The organism is Protofrankia sp. CiP3, from assembly GCF_917627345.1.
Classification (GTDB): Bacteria; Actinomycetota; Actinomycetes; order Frankiales; family Frankiaceae; genus Protofrankia.
Genome location: NZ_CAKJTM010000002.1, coordinates 72,088 through 94,689, shown reverse-complemented (window position 1 = coordinate 94,689; position 22,602 = coordinate 72,088). Strand labels below are relative to the sequence as shown.

The following is a 22,602-nucleotide window of genomic DNA, read 5'->3' as shown; positions in this document are numbered from 1 at the left end:
TACACCGTCCGGTCCCATGGTGACGGGGAACACCCCGCGTGGGCACGTATCTCGCCCTCGCCGCCCATGGTGATTCGTCCGGGTAGGCCGGTACACCCGGGGATACACCCATTCTGAACGATCGCCAGATAATCATCCGCGCTATCCCACTGTGAGGGTCACCTTGGTGCCCCGGTCGACCGTGCTGCCGGCGGGCGGGTTCATGCTCTTGACGGTGTCACCGAAGATGCCGAGCCCGTCGCGCTCGGCCTTCAGCCCGGCGCGCTGCAGTTCCCGGGCGGCGGCCGGGTACCTGAGCCCGACAACATCGGGAACCTGGACCAGCTGGCCGTCGCCACCCCCGCCGTTATCGTTGCCCCCGTTGTCGGCGGGGCCCTGGGAGACGAACAACGTGACCGTGGAGCCGCGATTGACCTGCTGTCCTGGATCAGGGGAGGTACGTACGACGCTGTTGACGGGGACGGTGTCGTCGTTGATGTTCTGAGCGGTGACTTTGAGGCCGATGGCCTGGAGCTGGTTCCGGGCCTGCTCGAAGGTCTGCTGGATGACGTTGGGCAGCACGAGGGTGGCCGGACCGGTGCTGACGACCAGCGTTACCTGGGTGCTCTGGGCGAGCTCGGTGCCCGCGACCGGGTCTGTTCTGATCACGTTGCCGGCCGCGATCGTGTCGCTGGCCTCCTGGCGTGACACGGCCGCCACGTTGAGCTGCTGACGAGTGAGCCGGCTCTGGGCTTCGGCCACCGTCAGGGTGGCGACGTCGGGTACCCGGACCTTCGCCTTGCCCAGGCTGAGGCGTATCCGCACCGTGCTGTTGGGCTTCACCTCGGCGGCAGCGGCCGGAGCCTGCTCCATGACCTTGCCCTCGGCGAACGTGTCGCTGGTGGCGGGATCGTCGAAGGCCGCGAGCAGCCCGGCGTCGGTGAGCCGGCGTTCGGCCGTGGCCCGGTCGAGACCGACCAGCGGGGGAACCCGCACCGTGCCCGGCCCGGCCAGCAGCTTCATCACCGCAAGCCCCCCGAGCAGGGCGATGAGGGAGACGATCGCTATCGCGGCGAGCCGGCCGCGCGACCAACGCGGCTGTGGCCGATAGCGCGGCTCGAGACCGTGCGGTTCCCCGCCAGCCAGTTCGTAGCCGGTGGTTGCTCGCGACCGGCTGGCTGCCGGCAGCCCCCAGTGGGCACCGCCGGCGTGATCGGCGGGTTGGCCGGAGTCCTGACCGGGCTCTGGCAGGTACGCCGCGAGCTGGCGTAGCTCGTCCAACATGGCGCCGCCGTCGGGTGGCCGTTGGTTCGGGTCGCGTGCCGTGGCGCGCAGCACGAGCGTGTCCAGCGCGGCGGGGATGCCCGGCACGACGGTGGATGGCGCGGGAACCTCGCCGTGGACCGCCTGGTAAGCCACTGACATCGGGGTGCTGCCGGTGTGGGGCAACTGCCCGGTCAGCATCTCGTAGAGCACGACCCCGGCGGCGTAGATGTCACTGCGGGTGTCGGCCGATCCGTCGCTGACCTGTTCCGGCGCCAGATAGCCGACCGTCCCCATCACCACACCTTGTGTCATGGCGTAGGTTGACTGGTTGAGGGGCCGGGCGAGCCCGAAGTCCGCGACCTTCACCTGGCCGTCGTTGCCCAGGAGGATGTTCTCCGGCTTGATGTCGCGATGTATGATCCCGGCCTCATGAGCCGCGGTGAGAGCTTCGAGGACCGGCTCGATGATCTCGACGGCATCGGTCGGGGACAGCCGGCCGCAGCTGCCGATATACTGGCGCAGGGTCTGGCCCCGCACAAGCTCCATCACCAGGTAGGTCACATTCCCGTGGGGGCCGTGATCACTGCCCTGGTCGAGGATGGAGACCGCGCGCGGAGTGTTCAGCCGGGCCGCGGCGGTTGCCTCCTGGTGGAAGCGCCGGACGAAGTCCTGGTCGTGGGCGAGGGCCGGATGCATGACCTTGAGAGCGACCAGCCGGTCAAGCCGGTTGTCGTGAGCGACGTAGACCGTCGCCATCCCGCCTACGGCAATGCGTTCCTGCGCGGTGTAGCGCCCGTCCAGTAACCGTCCGATGACGGGGTCTGCGACGGTCGCGTCCATATCGCACAGCTTACGATCGAGCGCTGCCACCGCGGGCATCCGGTCGTAAGAGCGTGGTTGAGATCGGGCTTTCGATCAGTGAGCCGTGTCCAGGCGCCCCCTGGCAAGGCGGGAGGCCGAAGCGATACCGGATGAGTTGTATCGGTTTGGCTGACAACGCAGCCAGGGGGCGCCTGGGCACGGCGAGCCGGAATGACGATCTCAAACGCGCTCTGAGAGCCGGGTGTGAAACGCGGATATGCCGCAGTCGCCACCGGCTACCCTCGCTGGCATGGAGCGGATCGTGGTTGTGGGCGCGGGGCTCGCGGGGCTGCGTACCTGTCAGGAGCTGCGGGCCGCCGGCTACACCGGGGTGCTGGTCCTGCTCGGCGCGGAGGAGCACGTCCCGTACGACCGGCCGCCGCTGTCGAAGGCCGTGCTCGCCGGGCGTCGCGACGACACCGCGTTGCCCCTTGGCCAGGTCGATGCCGAGCTGCTGCTCGGCCGGCGCGCTACCGGACTGCGGCCGGGGAGCGTCGAGACCGATCGCGGTCCGCTTGATTGCGACGGGCTGGTCATCGCCACCGGAGCCGACCCGGTGCGGTTACCCGGGGACGGGCCGCAGCGCGTCCTGCGCACCATCGACGACGCTCGCGCGTTACGGGCCGTCCTGCGTCCCGGTCTTCGGCTGGCGGTGGTCGGAGCGGGCTGGATCGGCGCGGAGGTGGCGACGACCGCCGCGGCCGCGGGGGCGGCGGTGACCGTCGTCGAGGCCGCGAGCGTCCCGCTGGCGCAGGCACTGGGGGAGGCGGTCGGCGCCCGTATGATCGACTGGTATGCCCAGGCCGGCGTGGCGTTACGGCTGGGCACATCGGTGCGTGCCGTCCAGCCGGACGGGCTTGATCTCGTCGGCGGGGAGCGGCTGCCCGCCGACGAGATCGTGGTAGGCATCGGGGTGCGGCCGGCCACCGGCTGGCTCGCCGGCTGCGGGATCGCGCTCGACCGCGGGGTCGTCGTGGATGAGCACCTTGCCGCCGCGTGGTCCACACCGGTCGTCTGTGTGGGTGACAGCGCCGCGTGGTGGTCACGGCGCTACTCGGCACGGATGCGGGTCGAACACTGGGACTGCGCCCAGCAGTCACCCGTTGTCGCCGCAGCCACCCTGCTGTGCGCGGCCGCGGGCTCACCACTGGCGGACGCCCCGGTCTACGACCCGGTGCCCTACTTCTGGTCGGAGCAGTTCGGGCGCATGATCCAGTTTGTGGGCCGCCGCCCGGCCGGCACGAAGCCGGTCTGGCGGGGTGACCCGAGCCAGCCCAAGGGCTGGTCGGCCGGCTGGTTCGACGATGCCGGCCAGCTGACGGGGGTGGTCGCGGTCGGCCGCCCAGCTGACGCCGTGCGTGGCCGGCGCATGATGCTGGCCGGCGTGCCGATCGATCCGGCCGGGTTCGCGGACGTGTCGGTGCCGTTGGGCTGAGCCGCGCTGTTGGGCTGAATGGTCATGAGTCGCCGCTGTTTCCGGGCAGCCCCCTGTCGGGATGCTGGTGAGACGATTACTACAGTGCCTGGGTGCCCCGCATTCACCTGGTCTCGAACCTGCCCGGCGCGAGCGTTCTCGGCGACCACCTGCGGGGTGCCGGGCTTGGGCCCACGTCCGCACGATCCGCGGACGCGCTGCTCGTGCTCATTGACCGTCCCCTCGACGGTGTCGAGCAGGACGTGCTGGACCGTGCGCGGCAGTCCGTCCCCGTGTTGCTCGCCGGTCCCACGCTGCGCTCACTGCCACCGGACAGCCCGCTGGTCGAGGCGCTGGGGCTGCTGCCCGGGAGAGTGACGCCGGTCCACGAGCTCCGGCTGATCCCGGGGCCGGACGGCGGTGAGTTCACCGCACGGATCGGCGCCTTCCGCCCGGTCGACCAGTGGGTCGTTTCCGACAAGATCGCCGATGACGTGCAGCAGCTGCTGATGGTTCGCCACGAGCTCGCGGACCATCCGGTGTGCACCTGGCGCCCGTCGACAGGGCTCGGCATGTTCACGGTCGGCTCGAGCGACCGCACGCTGGCTGATCCGGCCTACCACCGACTGATCGGACGGTGGCTGCGCCATGCCCTGGGGGTCCTGGACGCGCCGCCGGTACGGGTGGGGCTGCTCGGTACGGCCGACTCCGCCGCCATCCATCACCTGGCCGTCGAGGCGACCGAAGGCCTGGAGATGGCCGCGGTCTGTGACGGGGGATCCCGCCCGCCGGCTCGTGGTGGCGATCGCGGTGCCCGCCGGATCGCCAATCCAGCCGAGCTGGTGGGTGATACTGACGTGGGCCTCGTCATTGTCGCCACACCGACGCATACCCACGCCGAGTGGGCCATGCGGGCGCTGGAGGCCGGGAAGCACGTCGTGGTCGAGGAGCCGTTCTGCCTGTCCACCCAGGAAGCTGATGATCTCATCTCCGCCGCGGCCGAGCGGGGGCTCGTCCTGGCCGTGCACGCCGACCAGCATGACGACCCCGGTTACCGGGCGCTGCGGGCCGCGGTGCGGTCTGGCGCGGTCGGCGACGTGCTGTGGCTGGAGACCTTCCAGGGCGCATTCGCGCGTCCCGCGGGTACCTGGCATGACGACACCAGGGTGAGCGGGGGTGTCATCTACGACCGTGGCTTCGCCCATCTGGACTGGGTCCTCGATCTGCTTACCGAACCTGTCGAGTGGGTGTCGGCAACCACGCACAAGCGGGTCTGGCACCACGTCAGCAACGCTGACCACACCCGGGTCCTGCTCCACTTCGCGGATGGCGCCGAAGCTCAGGTCACGATTTCCGACCTCGCCGCGGTGGCGTTGCCAAGGTTCCACGTCGTCGGTAGTACGGCTTCGATTATCAGCGAGGTCACGGCGGAGCCGGCGGGGCCCAGCGCCCGGTCCGGGCGGCATTCCGAGCGGGCGCTTGACGCTTTTCCCGGCCCGCTGAACCTGGTCACCGGGGACGGGAGCCGGACCCGGCTGGCGTTTCCGCCGCCCGCCCCCTCGGTTTTCCACAGCGAGCTGGCAGACCGCCTGGTGTCGGGCTGGCCGATGCCATACCTGGTGGAGACGGCCCGGCGGGTGGTGGCCGTGATGGAGGCGGCCACCCGATCGGCGGCCGTCGGCGCGGCTCCCATCCCCCCGGCGTGACCAAGAGCTGTTGCCCGGTGTTTACTTTGACCGTGGACTGGCTGACCCTGCCCGATGTCGCTGACCGGCTCGGGGTGCCCATCACGCGGGTGCGTCAGATGGTGCGAGACCGCAAGCTGCTGGCCGTACGCTCCGAGGGTGTCCTACGGGTGCCTGCCGATTTCATCGTCGACGGAGCGGTCATCAAAGGTCTGCCCGGCCTGCTGACAGTGCTGGCGGACGCGGGGTTTTCCGACGAGGAGTCGATGGGCTGGCTCTTCCGGGACGACCCGACCCTGCCCGGTACCCCGGTGCGGGCGCTGACGGAGAACCGCGGCCGGGAAGTCAAACGCCGGGCTCAGGCACTGGCCTTTTAAGGCCCTTTTAGGGACCATCCGGTCGCCGCTGGTCGACGTCGGCCGATGCGGCTGTTGATCCGCGAGAATGAGAACGAACTGGGCAGGCCCGATCGCGGCCGGTATGCTGTGCCGCCGGGTGCGTCGCACGTAAGGTCATGGGTATGGTGCGGGATTCTGATGCGCTGGTATCTCGTACGGCCGAGGCGCGGCTGGTGCGGCTTGCCGATGCCCGGCTCTACCTGTGTACCGGGCTCCGGCCGGCGTTTCCCGAGTTTCTCGACGATGTCCTCGCCGCTGGGGTGGACGTCGTCCAGCTGCGTGAAAAGGGTCTGGAGTGGCAGCCCGAGGCCGCTGGGCTTGCCGTGACGCGGGAGATCGCCCAGGGGCGTGGCGCGCTGGTGAGCGCCAACGATCGGGCCGATCTCGCCGCCTTCACCGGGGTGGACGTGCTGCACGTGGGGCAGTGCGATATCCCGCCCCGGCTTGCCCGTCAGCTGCTCGGTCCGGACGTGTTGATCGGGCAGTCCACGCACGATATTGATCAGCTCACTGCCGCGATAGAGGATCCCGACGTGGACTACTTCTGTGTCGGGCCGGTGCGGGCGACCCCCACCAAACAAGGGCGGGCCCCGGTCGGGCTGGAGCTACCACGTCTGGCCGCCCGGCTCGCTCCACCGTTCGTGCTCGGAGCCAAGCCGTGGTTCGTCACCGGCGGGGTGGACGGGACAACCCTCGACGAGGTCCTTGACACCGGCGCACGGCGGGTCGTCGTCGTCCGGGGCATCACCGAGGCCGCCGATCCGGGTGCCGCCGCAGCGGCCTTGAGCGGCCGGCTCCGCGCGGCCTGACTCACCCGACAAGCGCGGTGCGGCACCTGAGCTACCTCGCCGTCCTGGCGGCCTGCCTCGTCGGTACGGCGCCGTTGGAGCTGTTCCTGCGTACACGGGTGTACGCGCGTCCACTGCGGCTGGTGCTGACGTTGCTGCCGGTGGTCGCCGTGTTCGCTGGCTGGGACTTCTACGCGATCTCTCGCCGGCACTGGGGCTATGACCGCGGCCAGTTGACCGGGGTACTGCTGGCCGGCTGTCTCCCTCTGGAGGAGCTGCTGTTCTTCCTGGTGGTGCCGGTCTGCGCGGTGCTGACGCTGGAGGCCGTCCGCGCGGTCACGGGCTGGCCGGCGGGAGACGAGCCAGCGGGAGACGAGCCGGCGGGGGACGACGGGGTGCTGGGTGAGGAGCGGTGAGCTATACCTTTCTCGCCGTCGTCGGCGTTGCCGCCACCGTGCTGATCGACTTCGTGGTGCTGCGGACCAGAGTGCTTGCCCGCAGAGCCTTCTGGGTTGCCTATGCCGTCATCGTCGTCTTTCAGTTGATGACGAACGGTGTCCTGACCGGCTTGGCGATTGTCACGTACGACCCGAATGCGATCATCGGCCGCAGGTTCGCGTATGCGCCGGTCGAGGATCTTCTCTTCGGGTTCGCACTGGTCACCCAGACACTGTCCTGGTGGGTCTTCTGGGGGCGTCGGCTGGAACGTCGGTGACCGTGGTCAGCGCACCTGCCAGAGCCGCACTGTATTGTCGGTGCCGCCGCTGGCCAGGGTGTTGCCGTCCGGGGCGAAGGCCACCGAGGTCACCCAGCCGGTGTGGCCGGTCAGCGGCCGTCGTCGCTGTGCGTGATCGACCGCCCACCTTCCAGAAGTTCGGGTTGCATCAGAAGCGCGGCTGGCTAGAGCGCGAGGTGCAGCCGCAAGGCGTTGTCCAGCGCGGCCATCGTCGCGGGCGGGACCTCTGCGATCCGGTTGCCGAGCCGGTCCGCGGCTACCGCTCGTACCTGCTCGGCTTGAGCTTTTGAGTCGACCGCGAGCCCGCACTCAGCGGCTTTGAGCAGGACCTGGAACGGGAACACCCGGTCGGTGCTGGACGTGATGGGTACGACGGTGACCACACCACGCCCGGCACGCCCGGCCGCGCGGTTGGCGGCGTCATTACTCACGATCACCGCGGGGCGGGTCTTTGTTCGCTTCCGCTCCCCGGGCTGGTTCCAGGCTGACCCAGCAGATGTCACCGCGACGCATCGGCGAGCCCGTCCGCCGTGGTGGCATCCCAGAGCTCGGCGTCACTGGTGGCGGCCCACTCGTCCCAGGCCGCGGTGTAGGCGGTTTCGATGCTGGCCGCCCGCAGCAGGCCAACAGCCTGGTGGATTACCGCGGACCGTGACGGGATGCTGCTTGCGGCACTGAACTCGTCGATGAAGCGCACATCGTCGTCCGGCAGACTAACAGTGATCTTCATGCTTTTGATGCTACCCATTGTGCTACCCCTGTGCCTACCGCATCGATGGGTGGCGGCCGGGTCTCGGCCGGCCACCACCCATCGGCCCGCGTCACCCAGTTGGCTCGGTGGCTCTGGCCGGCGCGGCTGCCACAGTGTCGGTCGGTTCTGCCGTGTCAGCCTGTGCTGAGCTGCCGGTTTGTTCCATGGCACCGGGGAGCCCGGCAGGCGAGTCCTCGGTGGTCAGGTGGCCTGGGGCGTCCGCCGGATAGGGAGGGTAGCCGGGCCACCAGCGTGCGCGGGCCTGCCAGACCGCCCGCCAGCTGCCCTGGTTGCCGGTGGTACCGCGGGTGCGGGCGGCGGCCACGCCGAGGCCGGCCCGCAGCGCCACGCCCAGCGCGAGCATCGCCAGGCAGAAGGTGCGCTGCCAACCGGTGCGATGGGTCCGGGCGAGGGTGGTCTTGCCGGTCAGCGTGAGGATCGTCTTGTCCGCGTGCCGGGACGACGACGCGCCGCTGTGGTGGACCACGGTCGCTTCCGGCGTGATCACCGGGTCGTAGCCGGCGGCCCGGGCCCGAAGGGAGAAGTCGACGTCCTCGCCGTACATGAAGTACCGCGGGTCGAGCCCGCCGAGCTGGGTGAACCGGTCCCGGCGCACCAGCAGCAGACAGCCGGTCACCACCCCGACGGAGGCGACATTGTCGCGCTGCCATCCGCCGAGTGCCTCAGGGTCGAACAGCCGGGAGCCGCGCCGCGCGGTGGTCAGGCCGAGGCCGAAGCACAGGTGGCTCCACAGCGTCGGCGCGCCCCAACAGGAGCTGGGGTCGAGAGCCCGGTCGGGGGCCAGCGTGCGTCCCCCGTACACGCCGTGATGTGGATGCTTCTCGGCGAAGGCGACGAGGCGGCCCACCGCGTCGTCGATAACGACCGTATCGGAGTTGAGGAGCAGCACGTAGCGGCCGGTGGCGGCGCTCGCCGCGATGTTGACCGCGCGGGCGAAGCCGAGGTTGGTCGGCTGTTCGATCAGCCGCACCCACGGGTAGCGCTCCTTGAGCACGGCGACGGTGTCGTCGCTGGAGGCGTTGTCGACGACGAGCACCTCGGTGCTCACGGTGCCCGGTGCCGCGTGCAGCGAGTCCAGGCAGGCCGCGGTGAGCACGCGGGTGTTGTAAGAAATGATCAGGATTGAGACGTCGACGGCCACGCTGTCCCCCGTCCGTTGCTGCTCGGAGTACCGGTGGGCTTGTCGTCGGTCGGCGTCGCGCTGGCCGGCGTCGCGTCGGGCGAGCCGCCGCGGTGGCCGACGACCCGGGCTGGCGCGCCGACAGCGATGGCATCCGGCGGTAGCGACGTGGTCACCACCGAGTTGGCACCGACGATGCAGCCGTCGCCGATCGTGACACCCGCGACGACGACCACCCGGGCGCCCAGCCAGACGTTCGCGCCGATCCGGATGTCGCGTTCGTCCTTGTCCTGGTGCATGACGGGCACACCGGGCGGCGTCCGGTAGTTGGACGCGGTCACGAAGACCTCGGGAGCGAACAGCGCGTGCGCACCGATGTCGATACGGCCGGTCGAGTCACCGGCCCACAGGTAGCAGCGTTCGCCGATCTCGGCGCCGGCACCGATCGTGATGCGCTCGCCGTTGCGGATGGAGACGTTCGGTGCCAGGCGCACCCCGGGCCCCACGGTCATCAGGCGGCGCGGCCGCACGTGCGAGTAGCCGTAGAAGTGTGCGATCCGGAGGATGTGTGCGTAGGCCAGCGGGTCGAGCAGCGAGCGAACCGCCCGTAACGACCTGGTCAGGCCGCCCCCGCGCTGGTGGTCCGGCTGGTGTTGTCGCGTTCCCATGTTCTGAGGTCCCCCCGACGTAGCTTGCGGCGGGCCAGCAGCTGGGCCAGCACCACCATACCGACATAGCAGGGTATGTCGACCGCTCTGCGTGGATCTTCCTTTACCACCCGGGCCCAGCCGCTGCGGCCGTTGGCGGCGGTCTCCGGTTTCGCCTCCGTCTGGCCCAGCTGGCGGTTGCCGGCATAGACGCGGACGAGGCGGTGCAGGTGGGCGCGTACCGTCCGGGCCGGGAAGATGGTGAAGTCCAGGCCGGGGCGGGCGGCCCGTCGCTCGTCGGCACTGAACAGGGTGTAAAGGAAGAGGTCGTCGGCGATGATCTCGGGGAAGCGCTCGAAGCGTCCCCGTCCGGCCTCGTTCAGGCCCACCACGCCGGAGCCGACGTGGCTGTCGCCGACGAACGGCTGGCGCATCCACAGCCGGTAGAAGCTGCGCACCGGCCAGCTGACTCCGGTCAGGTCGACGGCCAGCCGGGGAGCCGCGGCCATCGCGGCGTCCGTGCGGAGCAGGTCCGCGGTTTCCAGCAGGACGTCGCCGCGCACGACCACGTCCGCGTCCACGTAGAAGCGGGGGAACGAGGCCACTGCCGCGTCACCGAGGTTGAGTGCCCCGGCCTTGCTGGGACGCGGCGTCTCCACCACCCGTACCCCGGCGGTTCGGGCGATCTCCGCCGTGCCGTCCGTGCACCCGTTGCACACCACGACGATGTCCAGGGCGTCCGTGGGTACCCCGGCACGCAGCGCCGTCAGGCAGCGACCGATGACCGCCTGCTCGTTGTGCGCGGGTATCACCACGCTTACGGGCGGACCGCTCGGCCCGCCGTCGGCATGGGTCGGACCCACCGGAACCCGAAACATCGGGTAACTCCCCCCTGACGGATATGACTCGTCAATATCCCGACCGAATCCTAGGACGTCACCCAGCCGAGGCGCGACCGGGGTGCGGCACGACCGGGTGCGGTGCGGGTTGGCCGGCGTCGCCTCCACCCACGCCGATGAGCGACGCGGTGCAGCCTGTCGACAGCCGCCCGTTCAGCTGATTCGGTGGCGGCGGCCGACGACAACCGATCCGGTTCAGCTGCGCTCACTTGCGAACGCCGTTACCGACTTTCCCGCGACTATCGGCCTACCTGCGGCCGGCGCAGGCGGGAGGAGAGGGAGGAGGGGAAGGAGCGCCTGATGGAGATTGACTGCCCAGCATCGACGGCCTTGATCCGCCGCTATCGATGTCGTCCGGGCTGTTTCGGGCTGAGTCGTCCCCGCCACGGAGCGCTAGCGTCAGGCCAACAAGATCTGCAGATTGTCCAGCGGTCGTGCCGCGCTCGAAGGCAGCCAAGGTGAGCCAAAGACGTTCTCATTCAAGATCAATTAATTGAGAGTGTTTGATCCGTTCGGTCCGCTGCCTGGAGAGGTACATGATCATTATGGCGATTGAGCCAAGGACCGTCGAGATCGAACCCGACACGAGGGGGATGAGCACCTCTGGCGCCACAGGACACTCCAGCCCGGCACCAGTCCCGAACCCCCGCCTGTTTCCCGGTTTCAGAGGGGCTGGATGCCTAACTGAAGAGTGATCCTGCATCGGGCGCGAACCGGACACCGCCCAACACCGCCCATTTTAGCCTGGATGCGCTGTCGTGGTCGGCAACTCGCTCGTCCATCTACCTTCAGGGTCTTTTACCGCGAACGCCGCGCGGCTGGCGCTGGCCGGGATCGCGGCACGATCTGCTTCGCTCCGCTGGGACGGCCGCCTCGAACCTTCCACGGCCGCGCTTCGACCGCGTGCCACCGGCCCTGCCGGACCCTCTCCTCCGACCCGAGGAGTCCCGGAGGAGGGGGCGCCCGAGCGGTGCTGTCTCTGATGTCGGGCTCGCTGGGCTATGGTTGAATCACCGGCAGTGATGGTTCTGGTGTGGTCCGCGATCGGGGGACGGGATGACTCAACAGGCGCTGTCGCGTTCGGGCGACGCCGAGTTTTTCGTCGGGGTGACTGACGCTGGTGGTTCTCGTCCGATGCGGGCGGACGGGGTCTTGAGGGCTGTCCTTCGTTAGCCTGCCGGTCAGTGGCTGACCGTCGTGCGGGCAGCCGCGCTGGCATGTCACCCCAGCTCACAGGGCCAGACCGGTTTCTGGTAGCCCGCAGGGTCACAGGGCACATTGACCACGTCCTGTCAGTGCCTTGAATGAAGGCCGGTAGCAACCAGGCAGCTTATATCTGGGGCATGATTGAGGGCGCGATTGATTGTCGGGTCCACGGATGCCGAGACCAGCGGGGGGAGCAAAGTGAGCAGTACTGACGAGCAGGAATCCAGTACGATGATGGCGGTTTTCGCCGGATTTACGATCTTGGTGCAGCTTGTCAAGTCCATAGTGACGCGCTCGCGGCATGCCAACCGGTTTGGCCGTGCTGACTGGCGGATACCGGTGCTGTGTTTGGTGGATGCGGGCACGGCGGACTCGGCGTTGAAGGTACTTGCCGGGCGGTTTGTCGAGTCGGGCAAGCGACGTGTGCCGCATACGTACGTCGACGTCACACAGGTCAGTGGGCTGCAGCCGCTACTCCACCAGTTACATGAAAAGTTGGCGGTAGGTCGTTTCAGCCGTGACCAGCTGCGCTTTCGCTGCTTCACGCTGGTCGACTGGCTGACCGCGCAGAACCTGTCCAACGTGCCGGTCGCCAAGCGGCAACGGGAGCTGGCCAGACGGCTGCGCCGGGAGTTCGGGCTGCGGGGAGGCCAGGGTGAGGGCGGATTAGACCACGGTTTTACCGGCTGGTTGGGGCTGCTGCTGTCGCTGTTTGTCAGGGTGTTGCCGGTGGTGGCGCTGCGGCTCCTCGTCAGCGGACGACTTCCCGGGGCAGGGCATGAGTTCCGCTGGTTCAGGAGGCAGCAGTACCTCGCGTCTGGGCCAGCCTCGACCTTCCTGGCGGTCGCCGAGCGGTTGACTATCGGTCCACGCGCCGATGAGGAACCCGAAGCCATCGATCGGCTCCTGACGGACGCGTTTCTGGAAGATCTGCGGGTGCAGTATCGGCGTCGACCGTGGCGGCTACGACCGTGGCGGCGTACGGCGTACCCGGTGATACTGCTGGACGCCGTAGCGCCCGACAACGCCGGATACGCACTCATACGAGCGGTTACCGCTGTGCGCGGTGACGGGTGGACCGACCCCCTGCTGATCGTTACAAGGGGGGTGGATGTGCCGCTGAACGGGACGCCACTTGCTGAGGCCGTCACCGATGGCAGAGTAGTGCCGTTGATGGGCCTGGATGCCGCGTATTCGACTGTTCATGACCGGCTGCCCATGGCGGGCAAACGAGGGCATCCCGATACGTGGCTGTTGCCGGTAGCGGTATCTGGTATCAATAATCTGAACATCAAGGACAGGTTACCGGTAGTCATCCCGGCGCGTCCGCCGTGGCTGGCTCAGCCCTGGATGCCAGCCGTGGTTGTACTCTTACTCATAAGCACTTTCGTGATTTGGATAGTAGGTCAGATACACCCTGGATGCGCGACGCTTCCTCTTCATCGTGGCGATACGCTGCGGGTTATTTATATCGATCGGCAGTGCATCGGTTACAGTGGCTCCGATCGACAGGCCTTTGGACCAGATGAACGATTGACAGGCGTACAGAAGAAAATTTTCGCGCAAAATCGGGAAGCTGCCAGTGCCCACCAGGTCAAGCGCAACCGGCCGTTGGTGACACTGGTCTATCTTGCCGCGTTCACCAGGACTGACTCCCGTCTTGGTGACGAAGTCTTTGATGCTGAGCGGGAAGGACTGGAAGGTGTAGCGGCAGCTCAGTACCGAGCTATGCATGAGGCCGATAACAATCCGGCCAGTCCATATCTACGAGTGATTGTGGGTAACGTCGGCGACGAAACACGCCATGCTGACAAACTTGTACCGATGCTGGCCCGGCTGGTACATGACGACCCGACAGTGATCGCGGCAGTAGCTCAGCTGGATAGCCGGACAAAAACCCAGGACATGCTCCAGTCGCTTGACGCGGTCGGGCTGCCGACTCTCACGCTGACCACCTCGGCCGATGGCATCGCCGGCGCCTCCAATCTCTACCTGCAGCTCTCGCCGTCCAACAGGGAGGAGGTAGGTATGATCCATTCCTATGTCAGCCAGATACTGCATCGCGATTCGATCATCAACTTCTACACCTATGGCACCAAGGTGCGCATCGGTGGCGACGAAGACCTGTATGTCAACACTCTTCGTAATGATCTACATGCTGAGTTTGTAGATCATTACAGTGAAAAATTCTGGCCCAGCGGAACAGATGTCAGTGACATCTGTTCTGACAAGTTCGGCGGAATAGTCTTCTTTGGTGGCCGATACACCGAATTTCCCGCATTTGTTTCCCGGGTGTACACCGACTGCGGCGGTAGGCTCCCGACCCTGTTGGCCGACGGATCGGTGAGTCGTTACATCGCTAATGCCGAAATGCGGGCTGTTGCTCCGACCACGCTTCCGGTGGCTTATATATCCCATGGGCAGCTCGGCTTCTGCGAGCAGCTAAAAAATGCCCATCAGCCTGAACGCATAAACTTTCTCAATGATATCCGTGACGCGCTGGGCTTCTGTGATGGAAGCAAGCCAATCCAGGAATGGGTTGGCCTCGGCTACGATGCGGCCCGCCTCTTGTTGCGTTCAGTCACCGATATCGCAAGCCGTCGGCCAGCTGTTGGTATTGATCATTCGTGGGATTCAGCGCAAATCAATCCGAAAATGGTGTACAGTCAGATTCGCCAGTCTGTCGACCTTCATCAGTATGAAGGGATCAGTGGCATTCTTGCATTCGACCAGAATGGGATTGCCCGCACTCGGCACATTGCAATCATGTGTGCCGCGGACCTTAAGCGGGTATTTCAGACGAATAATGACGTTCCATATGAGGTGTATCGCTCTGGTCTCATATATTCTGACGAGCCGCCGCTGAGGCCGCGTCCCTGCTCGAGTTAGAGCGCCCGGCAACAGGACTGTCCGGCTCGCGCCGCCCGGGCGGCGCCTCGCATCATCGCTCCCCGTCCATCGCTGCCCAGCCATTGCCGCGCGACGCGCGGGTACCCCGGCTTGCCGGTCGACGCCCAACACGGGGCGACTCCCGCACCCCAGCTCCCTTCCTTGATCCATTCCCCTGTTGCCGGGCACTCGTAATCATCAGATCGCAGGCGGGGTTACGCGGGTGGCGCGGCGGACGCGGGCGGCACGGACGAGGCCGGGGCCGGCGACAGCGACCCGCCGGCCGAGCCCGACGGCCACCCGCCTGTCCAGGACCTGGTAGTCGGCGCGTTCCACTTCATCCAGAATGCCCTGATAAAGCTGGAACGCGGTGTGGACGCAGTCGCGTGATGTCGGGTGCAGCAGCCGGATGCCGGGCTTTGCCGCGCGGAACAGTTCCCGGGCACGGCTGATCTCGAACGCGAGCAGCCGGCGGACCGGGCCATCCACCACGCCCGCGCCGAGGTGCTCGGGCGTCACACCGAACAGATCCAGCGACTCCCGGGGAAGGTAGATCCGGCCGCGGCGCAGGTCCTCGCCGACGTCCCGGATGAAGTTCGCGAGCTGGAAGGCCGTACCCAGATCGCGGGCGTAGGGCAGGGCCGCGGCGCCGTTGGCTTCCAGGACGTGCACCATCTGCAGGCCGATCGCCACGGCCGAGCCGTGGACGTAGACCATCAGATCGTCCCAGGTCGGGTAGGAGGTCATCGTGAGGTCCATCGCCATGGATCGCAGGAAGGCCTCGAAGTGCTCAAGCGGGATGTTCCACCGCCGGATCGTGTCGACAACCGCCGGTAGCACGGACGTCGTGCCGGTCGTGCCGGTCGTGCCGGTCGTGCCGGTCGCGGCTGGGCACGACCGTGCGTAAGCCAGGAACTCCTCACCCCAGCCGCGCAGCCAGACCGCCCGTTCGGCGTCGGGGAGCATGGAGTCAAGATCGTCAACGATCTCGTCGGCATACCGCGCGAATCCGTAGAGCGCGTGGACGTATGGCCGTTTCCAGACGGGTAGTAACAGGGTCGCCAGAAAGTATGTGCGGCCATGGGCGGCGTTGAGCTGGCGGCATGCCAGGTAGGAACGCCGCAGCTCGGGCGCGGTGATCCCCGCGGCGGTCAGCTCACATATACGCACAGTGCTTCTTCCCAGCCAGGGGATTCGGTGGGTCAGAGCGGCCGGCAACAGGGGACGCAGGATCGCGGGGCTGGGGGTGCGCACTTCGCGTCATCGCTGCCCATCCATCGCCGCGCGATGCGGGAATATCCCGGCTCGTCGCCCGCCACCCAGCACCTCCGGTGATTCCCTCCGTCGCCTCGCGCTCCATCCAGCCGGACGCCGCTTCCTGATCGAACGCCCTGCCACCGGAGCCTTTCAGGGGATTCGGGACGAGAAGGCCAGCGACAGTGCCGTGGCGGTCAGGCCGAGACACAGCGACAGCCCCACAAACCACATGGTAATTTCATGGAACTCGGTACGGTATCCGATGGAGCTGCCCAGCTTTTTATACACCGACCGCAGTTCGTCGCCGGACGTGGCCCGGTGGTAGGAGCCCCCGGTCATTCGTGCGATCTCGCGCAATGCCGCCTCGTTGACCGGGACGGGGAGCTGTTGGCCGCCGACGTCGAGGGTACCGTCCGGGGTGCCGTAGGCAATCGTGTCCACCGGCACCCGGACGCTCACAGCGGCCTGGCTGGCCTCGGAATTCGGGCGTCCCCGCTGGGTCTCCCCGTCGGAGAGCAGCACGATGGCCGCCGGTGGTGGCGTCTGGCCGTCCGCGGTGACCTGGTCCCCCAGCACGGTGATGGCCTGCAGGCTGGCGAAGATACCCTCGCCGATCGCGGTGGACGGACCCAGCTGCAGGCTGTGAATGCTGGAGCGGACCGTTTCGCGGTCCGTGGTCGGCGGGACGAGAACCGCCGCCGAGCCGGCGAACGACACCAGGCCGAGGTTGATCCGCGGTGGTAGTTGATTGACGAACGCCTCGGCGCCCTGTTTGGCCGACTCGAGCCGGTTGGGAGGGATATCCGTCGCTGCCATCGAATTCGAGACGTCGATCGCCAGCATGATTGTCGCGCGTTCGCGGGGCACCCGATCCGCCCTTGCCGGCCGCGCGAGGGCGAACACCATGGTGGCCAGCGTGAGCAACAGGACGGTGGCCGGGACATGCCGGCGCCACCACTGCGGGCGCCGGGGCAGCACCGACGCGAGCAGCCCGGCGCTGGCGAACCGGGCCGCGTAGACCTTCCGGCGCAGCGCCAGCACGATGTAGGCGACAGCCAGCGCGCTGACCACCAGCAGCAGCCACAGCCAGTGGCCGGCGAGGAAGGTCATTGTGCCGGCCCAGCCGGCCGGGCCGTGACCGGCGGACGCCTGCCCGCGCCGCGGCTGCGGCGGGTGGCCAGGACGAAGCGGACGATGTCGGCGAGCCAGTCGGTGTCGGTCCGCAGGACGAGGTGGGCGGCGCCGGCCCGGCGAAGCGCGGCGTCGGTCTCGCGGCGGTGCGCCGCGGCGGCGCGGGCGTAGGATTCGCGCAGCCGGCGGGACGAGGTCGGTACCTCCAGCATCGCGCCGGTCTCCGGGTCCATGACGGTGAGCAGCCCGACCCGCGGGAGCTCAAGCTCGCGCGGATCGACTATCTCGACGGCAAGTACCTGATGGCGTCCGGCGAGCGCGCGCAGTGGCCGTTCCCACGACATGTCCGTCGACAGGAAGTCCGAGATCACGACAGTCAGGCCGCGGCGCCGGGGCGGATTGCGCAGTCCGTTCACGGCCGCGGCCAGATCGGTCGCCGCGGAGACGTCCGGCGCGCTGGCCGGGCGGTCCAGCGCGGTACGCGGTGTTGCCAGCAAGGTCCGTAGCAGCGCTCGCAGGTTGTTGCGACCGGTACGGGCGGGTAGTACACGCGGGCCGGTACCGGAGAGCACATACGCTCCCAGCCGGTTGCCGCCGCGTGCGGTCAGGTAGCCGACCGCGGCGACGGCGGCGATCGCGAGGTCGCGTTTTTCCCAGGCCACGCTGCCGAACTCCAGGCTGGCGCTGAGGTCGACGAGCACCCAGGTCTCCAGCTCGCGGTCGGCGATGAGGTCGTGTACGTGCGGGACGGTGGTACGGGCGGTGACCGCCCAGTCCATCCGCCGGACGTCGTCGCCGACGTGGTAGGTGCGGCTTTCGGCTTTTTCGGTTCCGGATCCGGGTACCAGGCCCAGGTAATCACCGAGCAGCAGCCCGTCCAGGCGCCGGGTGACGGTCAGTTCCAGCCGACGCAGGGCGCGTTCGATCGACGGATCCGCGGCGAGCTGGCCACCCGTTCCCGATGCGGGGGAGGAGCCGTAGGCCCCAGCGGAGGCGCGGTGGGCGCTCACGCGGTTGTCCCCTGGTTGTGGTACTCGGGAAAGCCGTGCGGGTTCGTGGTCCAGCGCCCGGAGTAGCCGTGCTGGCGTGGCGCGACCTGCGGCGGTGGGGTGCCCTGGAGAACGCGCTCGGCGATGGCGTCCGTGGACAGCCCTTCCGCCAGCGCCTCGTAGGAGAGCACCAGCCGGTGCGGCAGGATGTCGAGGGCCACCGCGGCGACATCGTCGGGCACCACGTAGTCCCGGCCGCGCAGCAGTGCCAGCGCCCGGGCCGCCGCGACCAGACCGAGCGAGGCGCGCGGCGACGCGCCGTAGGCCAGGTGGCCGGTAAGCTCGGGCATCCCGAATTCGGTGGGGGACCGGGTCGCCAGCACCATACGCACGGCGTAGTCGGCGATCGCGTGGTGGACGAACACCTCGGCGGCATGCCGCTGTAGTTTCAGCAGCGTCTGGGGGTCCAGCACGCACTCGGCCGCGGGTGGTCGCACACCCATCCGCTGGACGATCTCCAGTTCCTCGCTGCCGGTCGGGTACGGCACGTTGATCTTCATGAGGAACCGGTCGCGCTGCGCCTCCGGAAGCGGGTACACGCCTTCTGACTCGATCGGGTTCTGCGTGGCCAGCACCAGAAACGGCGCGGGCAGCCGATGGGTGACACCGCCGAGGGAGACCTGCTGCTCGGACATCACCTCCAGCAGCGCCGACTGCACTTTCGCGGGCGCGCGGTTGATCTCGTCCGCGAGGATGAAGTTCGCGAAGACCGGGCCCAGCTCGACGTCGAAGGTCTCCCGGGTCTGGCGGTACACGCGGGTACCGACGATGTCGGACACGACCAGGTCGCTGGTGAACTGGATGCGCGCGAACGTTCCGCCGACCACTGTCGCCAGCGTCTGGACTGCGAGGGTCTTGGCCACTCCCGGCACACCCTCCAGCAGGCAGTGCCCGCGGGCGAGCAGCGCCACCAGCATCCGCTCGATCATGTGGTCCTGGCCGACGATCACTTTTTTGATCTCGAAGAGAACACGTTCCAGGTGATCGGCATCGGTGCTCGTGTCCGGGCTGGCCAGTGTCCTGCCGTCCCGGCCGGGGCTGGGCGCGGTGAGGCTGGAGCCGGCCGGCGCGGTCTCGGGGGCGTGCCGTTCGTCCATGGCCTCAGTCTCGCAGCCAGCGCCTGGAACCGGGACTTGAAGCGAGGGCACTCAGCCGTTTCGAACGATGGCTTCAGCGCGGCCGGCAACAGGTAGGAACCAACAGGTAGGAATGGACGCCAGGCAAAGACGGTTTTTCGTTCCGGCGCGGTCAGGCCGCTGGTTTGCGCGGCGCCCGGGAGCGGTAGGCCCGGTCGCGCCCGAGCACCCGTTCGGCGGCCAGGCGGCCAGAGATGATCACCATCGGCACGCCGACGCCCGGTTGGGTCCCGCTGCCGACGAACACCACGTTGTCCAGGCCCGGAGCCAGGTTCGAGGGGCGAAACGGGCCGGTCTGGCCGAAGGTGTGGGCGGCGGCGAACGGTGTGCCGGCCGCCATGCCCTGGGCCCGCCAGTCCGCTGGGGTGATCACGTGTTCGACGTCGATCGCCGCGCCGAAGCCGACGTATCCACGCCGTTCGAGGGTCTCGATCACCTCGTCACGGTAACGCCGGCCCAGTACCGACCAGTCCAGCGGCGCGGTGAGGTTCGGTGTCGGGAACAGCACGTAATAACTGTGCCGGCGGGCCGGAGCCAGTGTCGGATCGCCGATCGTCGGCGTCGTGACCAGGAACGACGGATCGCTCATCAGTTCGCCTCGGTTGATGATCTCGTCGAAGGTGCGTCGCCAGGCCCGGCCGAAGTGGATCGTGTGATGGGCCTGGTCACCGTAGTCGGCTCCTGACCCAGCCAGCAGCAGGAAACACGACGGTGAGTAGCGCAGGCCGCGGACCCGGCGTGGCATGACAGCGGCGGGCAGCAGCTCGCGGTAGGCGGTCGGGAGATCGGGATTGAGTACCACCACGTCCGCGGCGATGCGCTCACCCGAGGATGTGTGGACCGCGACCGCCCGTCGGCCGCGGATCTCCACCCCGGTCACGGTGGTGCCGTAACGGAATGTCACCCCGTGCTTGACAGCGGCGAGGGCCATGGCAGCCGGAACGGCGTGCATGCCGCCCACCGGGAAGTACACGCCGGCCACCGAGTCCATGTAGGCGATCACAGCGTACAGCGCGAGAGCGTCCTGCGGGGACAGGCCCGCGTACATCGCCTGGAACGAGAACACCCGGCGGGTTCGCTCGTCGTGCAGATAGCGGCCCACCATGGGCTCGAGGCGGCGAAAGGCACCGAGGGCAACCAGCCGGGCCAGGGACGGCCGTAACAGGCTCAGGGGCGAGTCGATCGAAGCGTCGATGAAGTCGCGCAGCTGAGCCCGGTACAGGTCGGACACGAACGTGACGAACCGGCGGTACCCGGCGGCTTCGGCCGGCCCGCACACACGGGCGATCTCATCGGCGGTCGCGTCCGGGTCGGCGTGGATGTCGAGGGTGGAACCGTCGGCGTAGCAGGCCCGGTACACTGGGTCGACCGGACGCAGCCGCAGCCAGTCGTCGATGTTCTCCCCGACGCAGTCGAATGCGTCGGCGATCAGGTCCGGCATGGTGAGCACGCTCGGCCCGGTGTCAAACTGGTAGTCGTTGATGCGCAGCCGGCCAGCCCGCCCACCCGGGACCTCGGCACGTTCGACCACGGTGACGTGCCGCCCGGCGCCGGCCAGCCGCAGGGCGGCGGACAGGCCGCCGAGACCCGCTCCCACGATCACGATTTTCTCGGTCGGGCCGGTCACCGTACGCATCCTTCTCCTCAGGGGATCACCACCAGCGAGAATGTGCGGATCACATTCGCGCGGAGCTTGGTTCACAGCTTGGTTCACAGCTTCGCTCATGGAACGGGGGACAGATGACAAGCGTGGTCGTGGTCGTAGCGGCCGTCGTCCTGGTGTGCGCGGCGGCCGGCGGCCTCACGCTGCTGTACCGGCCGCCGGCGGAGATCTGCCAGACAGTGGCGGGGGTCGGTGCCGTCGAGGTCCGGTTGGCCGCCGGCCGGGTCGAGATCGCTGAGACCGGCCGGGCCGACGCCCGCCTGGAGATGACCGTCCGGCGGCGAGTCGGGCGGACCCGCCCGGAGCTGGCCCGCAACGGTGACCTGCTGCGTATCGACGGCCGGGCCAGCGAGGCCCGCGTGCGGCTGACGTTGCCGAAGGCGACCGGCGTCCGGGCGGAGGTGCGCCGCGGGGAGGTGACGCTGTGGGGATCCGACGGCGATCTTGTCCTGCTGACGGATTCCGGCACCATCGCCGGACGTGAGCTGGGCGGCGGCAGGGTCACCGCACGCAGCCGGCTGGGGGATGTCATCCTGCATTTCGCGGCTGCGCCCGAGAAGGTGAGCGCGCACAGCCACAGCGGCTCGGTCACGGTCGTCGTCCCGGACGGCCCGTATGCGGTGGACGTCGAGTCGGCGGACGTCGGTGCCGTCGATGTCAGTGTTCCGGCTGACCCGGCGGCGCAGCGTCGTGTGTCGGCCGGCAGCGGCTCTGGGCGGGTACGGGTGTGCAGCCCCGCTCCGGACGGCCCGGTGCGCTTGTGAACCCGTGCTCGCGGGGTGGTACGCACTACCCTCGAGCGCATGACGGTGGTCAGGGGTGTGCTGGGATCACGGGCGTCGACGGTGCGGGACTTCCTCGCTTCCGGGCGGACGTCGTTCTCGTTCGAGTTCTTCGCACCGAAGACCCCGGCGGGGGAACGCCATCTGTGGACAGCGATCAGGGAGCTGGAGCCTCTGCATCCGTCCTTCGTGTCGGTGACGTACGGCGCGGGCGGGTCCAACCGCAAGGGAACCATCGGTGTGACCGAACGGATCGCGGCCGACACCACCCTCACACCGATCGGTCACCTGACAGCGGTCAACCACTCCGTGTCCGAGCTTCGGCAGGTGATCGGTAGTTACGCCGGCGCCGGGGTGCACAATGTCCTCGCGCTGCGTGGCGATCCGCCCGGTGATCCGCGGGGCACGTGGGTCGCGCATCCACAGGGCCTGCGCTATGCCGAGGATCTTGTACGCCTTGTCCGGTCGCTGGGTGACTTCTGCGTCGGGGTCGCGGCGTTCCCGGATCTGCATCCACGTTCGCCCGACCTCGACACCGACGCGCGGCATCTGGTCGGCAAGCTGGCCGCTGGCGCGGACTACGCGATCACCCAGTTCTTCTTCGATGCGGACGCCTACTTCCGTCTGGTCGAGCGAGTCCGCCGGCTCGGCTGCGAGGCGCCCATCATCCCCGGGGTGATGCCCGTGACGAACGTCGCGCAGATCGAGCGGATGGCGCAGCTGTCCGGCGCCGCTTTCCCCGCGGATCTGGCCGAGCGGCTGCACGAGGTGGCCGACGACCCGGTGGCGGTGCGGGCGATCGGCGTGGCGGTCGCAACGGACCTGTGCGAGAAGCTGCTGGCCGGTGGTGCGCCCGGCATCCACTTCATCACGCTGAACCGCTCGACCGCCACCCGTGAGGTGTTCCGCGCCCTGTCCGGCTGA

General features: G+C 68.3%; 20 protein-coding genes and 1 pseudogene. 9 read left to right on the top strand and 12 right to left on the bottom strand.

Annotation, left to right across the window (positions count from 1 at the left end):
* Positions 1-141: 141 nt before the first annotated feature.
* The gene (gene pknB / locus MJ797_RS01220) at positions 142-2,085 is read right to left on the bottom strand and encodes a Stk1 family PASTA domain-containing Ser/Thr kinase (protein ID WP_239330625.1); all 1,944 of its coding nucleotides are present in this window, start codon (positions 2,083-2,085) and stop codon (positions 142-144) included.
* A 271-nt stretch (positions 2,086-2,356) separates the two neighbouring features.
* Here pknB and MJ797_RS01215 point away from each other — a divergent pair, with 271 nt between their 5' ends.
* The 6 genes from MJ797_RS01215 (at position 2,357) to MJ797_RS01190 (ending at position 7,106) form a co-directional block, all read left to right on the top strand.
* Positions 2,357-3,541, top strand: a complete 1,185-nt coding sequence (locus MJ797_RS01215; protein WP_239330910.1) for an NAD(P)/FAD-dependent oxidoreductase — start codon at positions 2,357-2,359, stop codon at positions 3,539-3,541.
* 92 nt (positions 3,542-3,633) lie between these two features.
* Positions 3,634-5,226 carry a Gfo/Idh/MocA family protein gene (locus tag MJ797_RS01210; RefSeq protein WP_239330622.1) on the top strand — a complete coding sequence of 531 codons (1,593 nt, stop codon included), beginning with the start codon at positions 3,634-3,636 and terminating at the stop codon, positions 5,224-5,226.
* A 26-nt stretch (positions 5,227-5,252) separates the two neighbouring features.
* Positions 5,253-5,582, top strand: coding sequence for an Rv2175c family DNA-binding protein (locus tag MJ797_RS01205; RefSeq protein WP_239330907.1), 330 nt, complete (start codon positions 5,253-5,255; stop codon positions 5,580-5,582).
* Positions 5,583-5,725: 143 nt separating this feature from the next.
* Positions 5,726-6,412, top strand: coding sequence for a thiamine phosphate synthase (locus MJ797_RS01200; protein ID WP_239330619.1), 687 nt, complete (start codon positions 5,726-5,728; stop codon positions 6,410-6,412).
* Between the two features lie 17 nt (positions 6,413-6,429).
* A complete protein-coding gene (locus MJ797_RS01195) occupies positions 6,430-6,807 on the top strand; it encodes a lycopene cyclase domain-containing protein (RefSeq protein WP_239330616.1) in 378 nt (125 codons plus the stop codon).
* A complete protein-coding gene (locus tag MJ797_RS01190; protein ID WP_239330613.1) occupies positions 6,804-7,106 on the top strand; it encodes a lycopene cyclase domain-containing protein in 303 nt (100 codons plus the stop codon). Before MJ797_RS01195 ends, MJ797_RS01190 begins: the two co-directional genes overlap by 4 nt.
* Before the next feature lie 6 nt (positions 7,107-7,112).
* Here MJ797_RS01190 and MJ797_RS01185 read toward each other — a convergent pair whose 3' ends face one another.
* From MJ797_RS01185 to MJ797_RS01160, 6 genes and pseudogenes are all read right to left on the bottom strand, one after another.
* Positions 7,113-7,220, bottom strand: a complete 108-nt coding sequence (locus MJ797_RS01185; RefSeq protein ID WP_374581166.1) for a WD40 repeat domain-containing protein — start codon at positions 7,218-7,220, stop codon at positions 7,113-7,115.
* Positions 7,221-7,291: 71 nt separating this feature from the next.
* Positions 7,292-7,640: pseudogene (locus tag MJ797_RS01180) on the bottom strand (type II toxin-antitoxin system PemK/MazF family toxin).
* The gene (locus MJ797_RS01175) at positions 7,627-7,857 is read right to left on the bottom strand and encodes a ribbon-helix-helix domain-containing protein (RefSeq protein WP_239330611.1); all 231 of its coding nucleotides are present in this window, start codon (positions 7,855-7,857) and stop codon (positions 7,627-7,629) included. Before MJ797_RS01175 ends, MJ797_RS01180 begins: the two are co-directional and overlap by 14 nt.
* Positions 7,858-7,948: 91 nt before the next feature.
* Complete coding sequence (locus tag MJ797_RS01170) at positions 7,949-9,040, bottom strand: glycosyltransferase family 2 protein (protein ID WP_239330609.1); 1,092 nt, start codon at positions 9,038-9,040, stop codon at positions 7,949-7,951.
* Positions 9,016-9,687: a DapH/DapD/GlmU-related protein gene (locus tag MJ797_RS01165; RefSeq protein WP_239330607.1), complete on the bottom strand. Its 672-nt coding sequence runs from the start codon at positions 9,685-9,687 to the stop codon at positions 9,016-9,018. Before MJ797_RS01165 ends, MJ797_RS01170 begins: the two co-directional genes overlap by 25 nt.
* Positions 9,639-10,544, bottom strand: a complete 906-nt coding sequence (locus MJ797_RS01160; RefSeq protein ID WP_239330604.1) for a glycosyltransferase — start codon at positions 10,542-10,544, stop codon at positions 9,639-9,641. Before MJ797_RS01160 ends, MJ797_RS01165 begins: the two co-directional genes overlap by 49 nt.
* A gap of 1,425 nt (positions 10,545-11,969) precedes the next feature.
* On the opposite strand from MJ797_RS01160, the gene MJ797_RS01155 reads away from it, so the two are divergent.
* Positions 11,970-14,660, top strand: coding sequence for a hypothetical protein (locus tag MJ797_RS01155; RefSeq protein WP_239330601.1), 2,691 nt, complete (start codon positions 11,970-11,972; stop codon positions 14,658-14,660).
* A gap of 198 nt (positions 14,661-14,858) precedes the next feature.
* Here the strand turns inward: MJ797_RS01155 and MJ797_RS01150 are convergent, their stop codons facing one another.
* The 5 genes from MJ797_RS01150 to crtI form a co-directional block, all read right to left on the bottom strand.
* Entirely contained in the window at positions 14,859-15,830 is a 972-nt protein-coding gene (locus MJ797_RS01150; RefSeq protein ID WP_374581124.1) for a phytoene/squalene synthase family protein, read from the bottom strand.
* A gap of 237 nt (positions 15,831-16,067) precedes the next feature.
* Positions 16,068-17,027, bottom strand: a complete 960-nt coding sequence (locus MJ797_RS01145; RefSeq protein ID WP_239330598.1) for a VWA domain-containing protein — start codon at positions 17,025-17,027, stop codon at positions 16,068-16,070.
* The gene (locus MJ797_RS01140; RefSeq protein ID WP_374581122.1) at positions 17,024-18,058 is read right to left on the bottom strand and encodes a DUF58 domain-containing protein; all 1,035 of its coding nucleotides are present in this window, start codon (positions 18,056-18,058) and stop codon (positions 17,024-17,026) included. The genes MJ797_RS01145 and MJ797_RS01140 overlap by 4 nt, the downstream gene beginning before the upstream one ends.
* Positions 18,055-19,194 carry a MoxR family ATPase gene (locus MJ797_RS01135; protein ID WP_239330595.1) on the bottom strand — a complete coding sequence of 380 codons (1,140 nt, stop codon included), beginning with the start codon at positions 19,192-19,194 and terminating at the stop codon, positions 18,055-18,057. The genes MJ797_RS01140 and MJ797_RS01135 overlap by 4 nt, the downstream gene beginning before the upstream one ends.
* A 151-nt stretch (positions 19,195-19,345) precedes the next feature.
* A complete protein-coding gene (gene crtI / locus MJ797_RS01130; protein ID WP_239330592.1) occupies positions 19,346-20,869 on the bottom strand; it encodes a phytoene desaturase family protein in 1,524 nt (507 codons plus the stop codon).
* A gap of 104 nt (positions 20,870-20,973) precedes the next feature.
* Here crtI and MJ797_RS01125 point away from each other — a divergent pair, with 104 nt between their 5' ends.
* Both MJ797_RS01125 and metF read left to right on the top strand, forming a co-directional pair.
* Complete coding sequence (locus MJ797_RS01125; RefSeq protein WP_239330589.1) at positions 20,974-21,660, top strand: DUF4097 domain-containing protein; 687 nt, start codon at positions 20,974-20,976, stop codon at positions 21,658-21,660.
* A 39-nt stretch (positions 21,661-21,699) separates the two neighbouring features.
* Positions 21,700-22,602 carry a methylenetetrahydrofolate reductase [NAD(P)H] gene (gene metF, locus MJ797_RS01120; RefSeq protein ID WP_239330898.1) on the top strand — a complete coding sequence of 301 codons (903 nt, stop codon included), beginning with the start codon at positions 21,700-21,702 and terminating at the stop codon, positions 22,600-22,602.

Excerpts from the sequence above, each read along its gene's own strand:
- pknB (WP_239330625.1), bottom strand. The coding sequence starts at position 2,085 with ATGGACGCGACCGTCGCAGACCCCGTCATCGGACGGTTACTGGACGGG.
- MJ797_RS01215 (WP_239330910.1), top strand. The coding sequence starts at position 2,357 with ATGGAGCGGATCGTGGTTGTGGGCGCGGGGCTCGCGGGGCTGCGTACC.
- MJ797_RS01200 (WP_239330619.1), top strand. The coding sequence starts at position 5,726 with ATGGTGCGGGATTCTGATGCGCTGGTATCTCGTACGGCCGAGGCGCGG.
- MJ797_RS01175 (WP_239330611.1), bottom strand. The coding sequence starts at position 7,857 with ATGAAGATCACTGTTAGTCTGCCGGACGACGATGTGCGCTTCATCGAC.
- MJ797_RS01165 (WP_239330607.1), bottom strand. The coding sequence starts at position 9,687 with ATGGGAACGCGACAACACCAGCCGGACCACCAGCGCGGGGGCGGCCTG.
- MJ797_RS01160 (WP_239330604.1), bottom strand. The coding sequence starts at position 10,544 with ATGTTTCGGGTTCCGGTGGGTCCGACCCATGCCGACGGCGGGCCGAGC.
- MJ797_RS01145 (WP_239330598.1), bottom strand. The coding sequence starts at position 17,027 with ATGACCTTCCTCGCCGGCCACTGGCTGTGGCTGCTGCTGGTGGTCAGC.
- MJ797_RS01135 (WP_239330595.1), bottom strand. The coding sequence starts at position 19,194 with ATGGACGAACGGCACGCCCCCGAGACCGCGCCGGCCGGCTCCAGCCTC.
- crtI (WP_239330592.1), bottom strand. The coding sequence starts at position 20,869 with ATGCGTACGGTGACCGGCCCGACCGAGAAAATCGTGATCGTGGGAGCG.
- MJ797_RS01125 (WP_239330589.1), top strand. The coding sequence starts at position 20,974 with ATGACAAGCGTGGTCGTGGTCGTAGCGGCCGTCGTCCTGGTGTGCGCG.
- metF (WP_239330898.1), top strand. The coding sequence starts at position 21,700 with ATGACGGTGGTCAGGGGTGTGCTGGGATCACGGGCGTCGACGGTGCGG.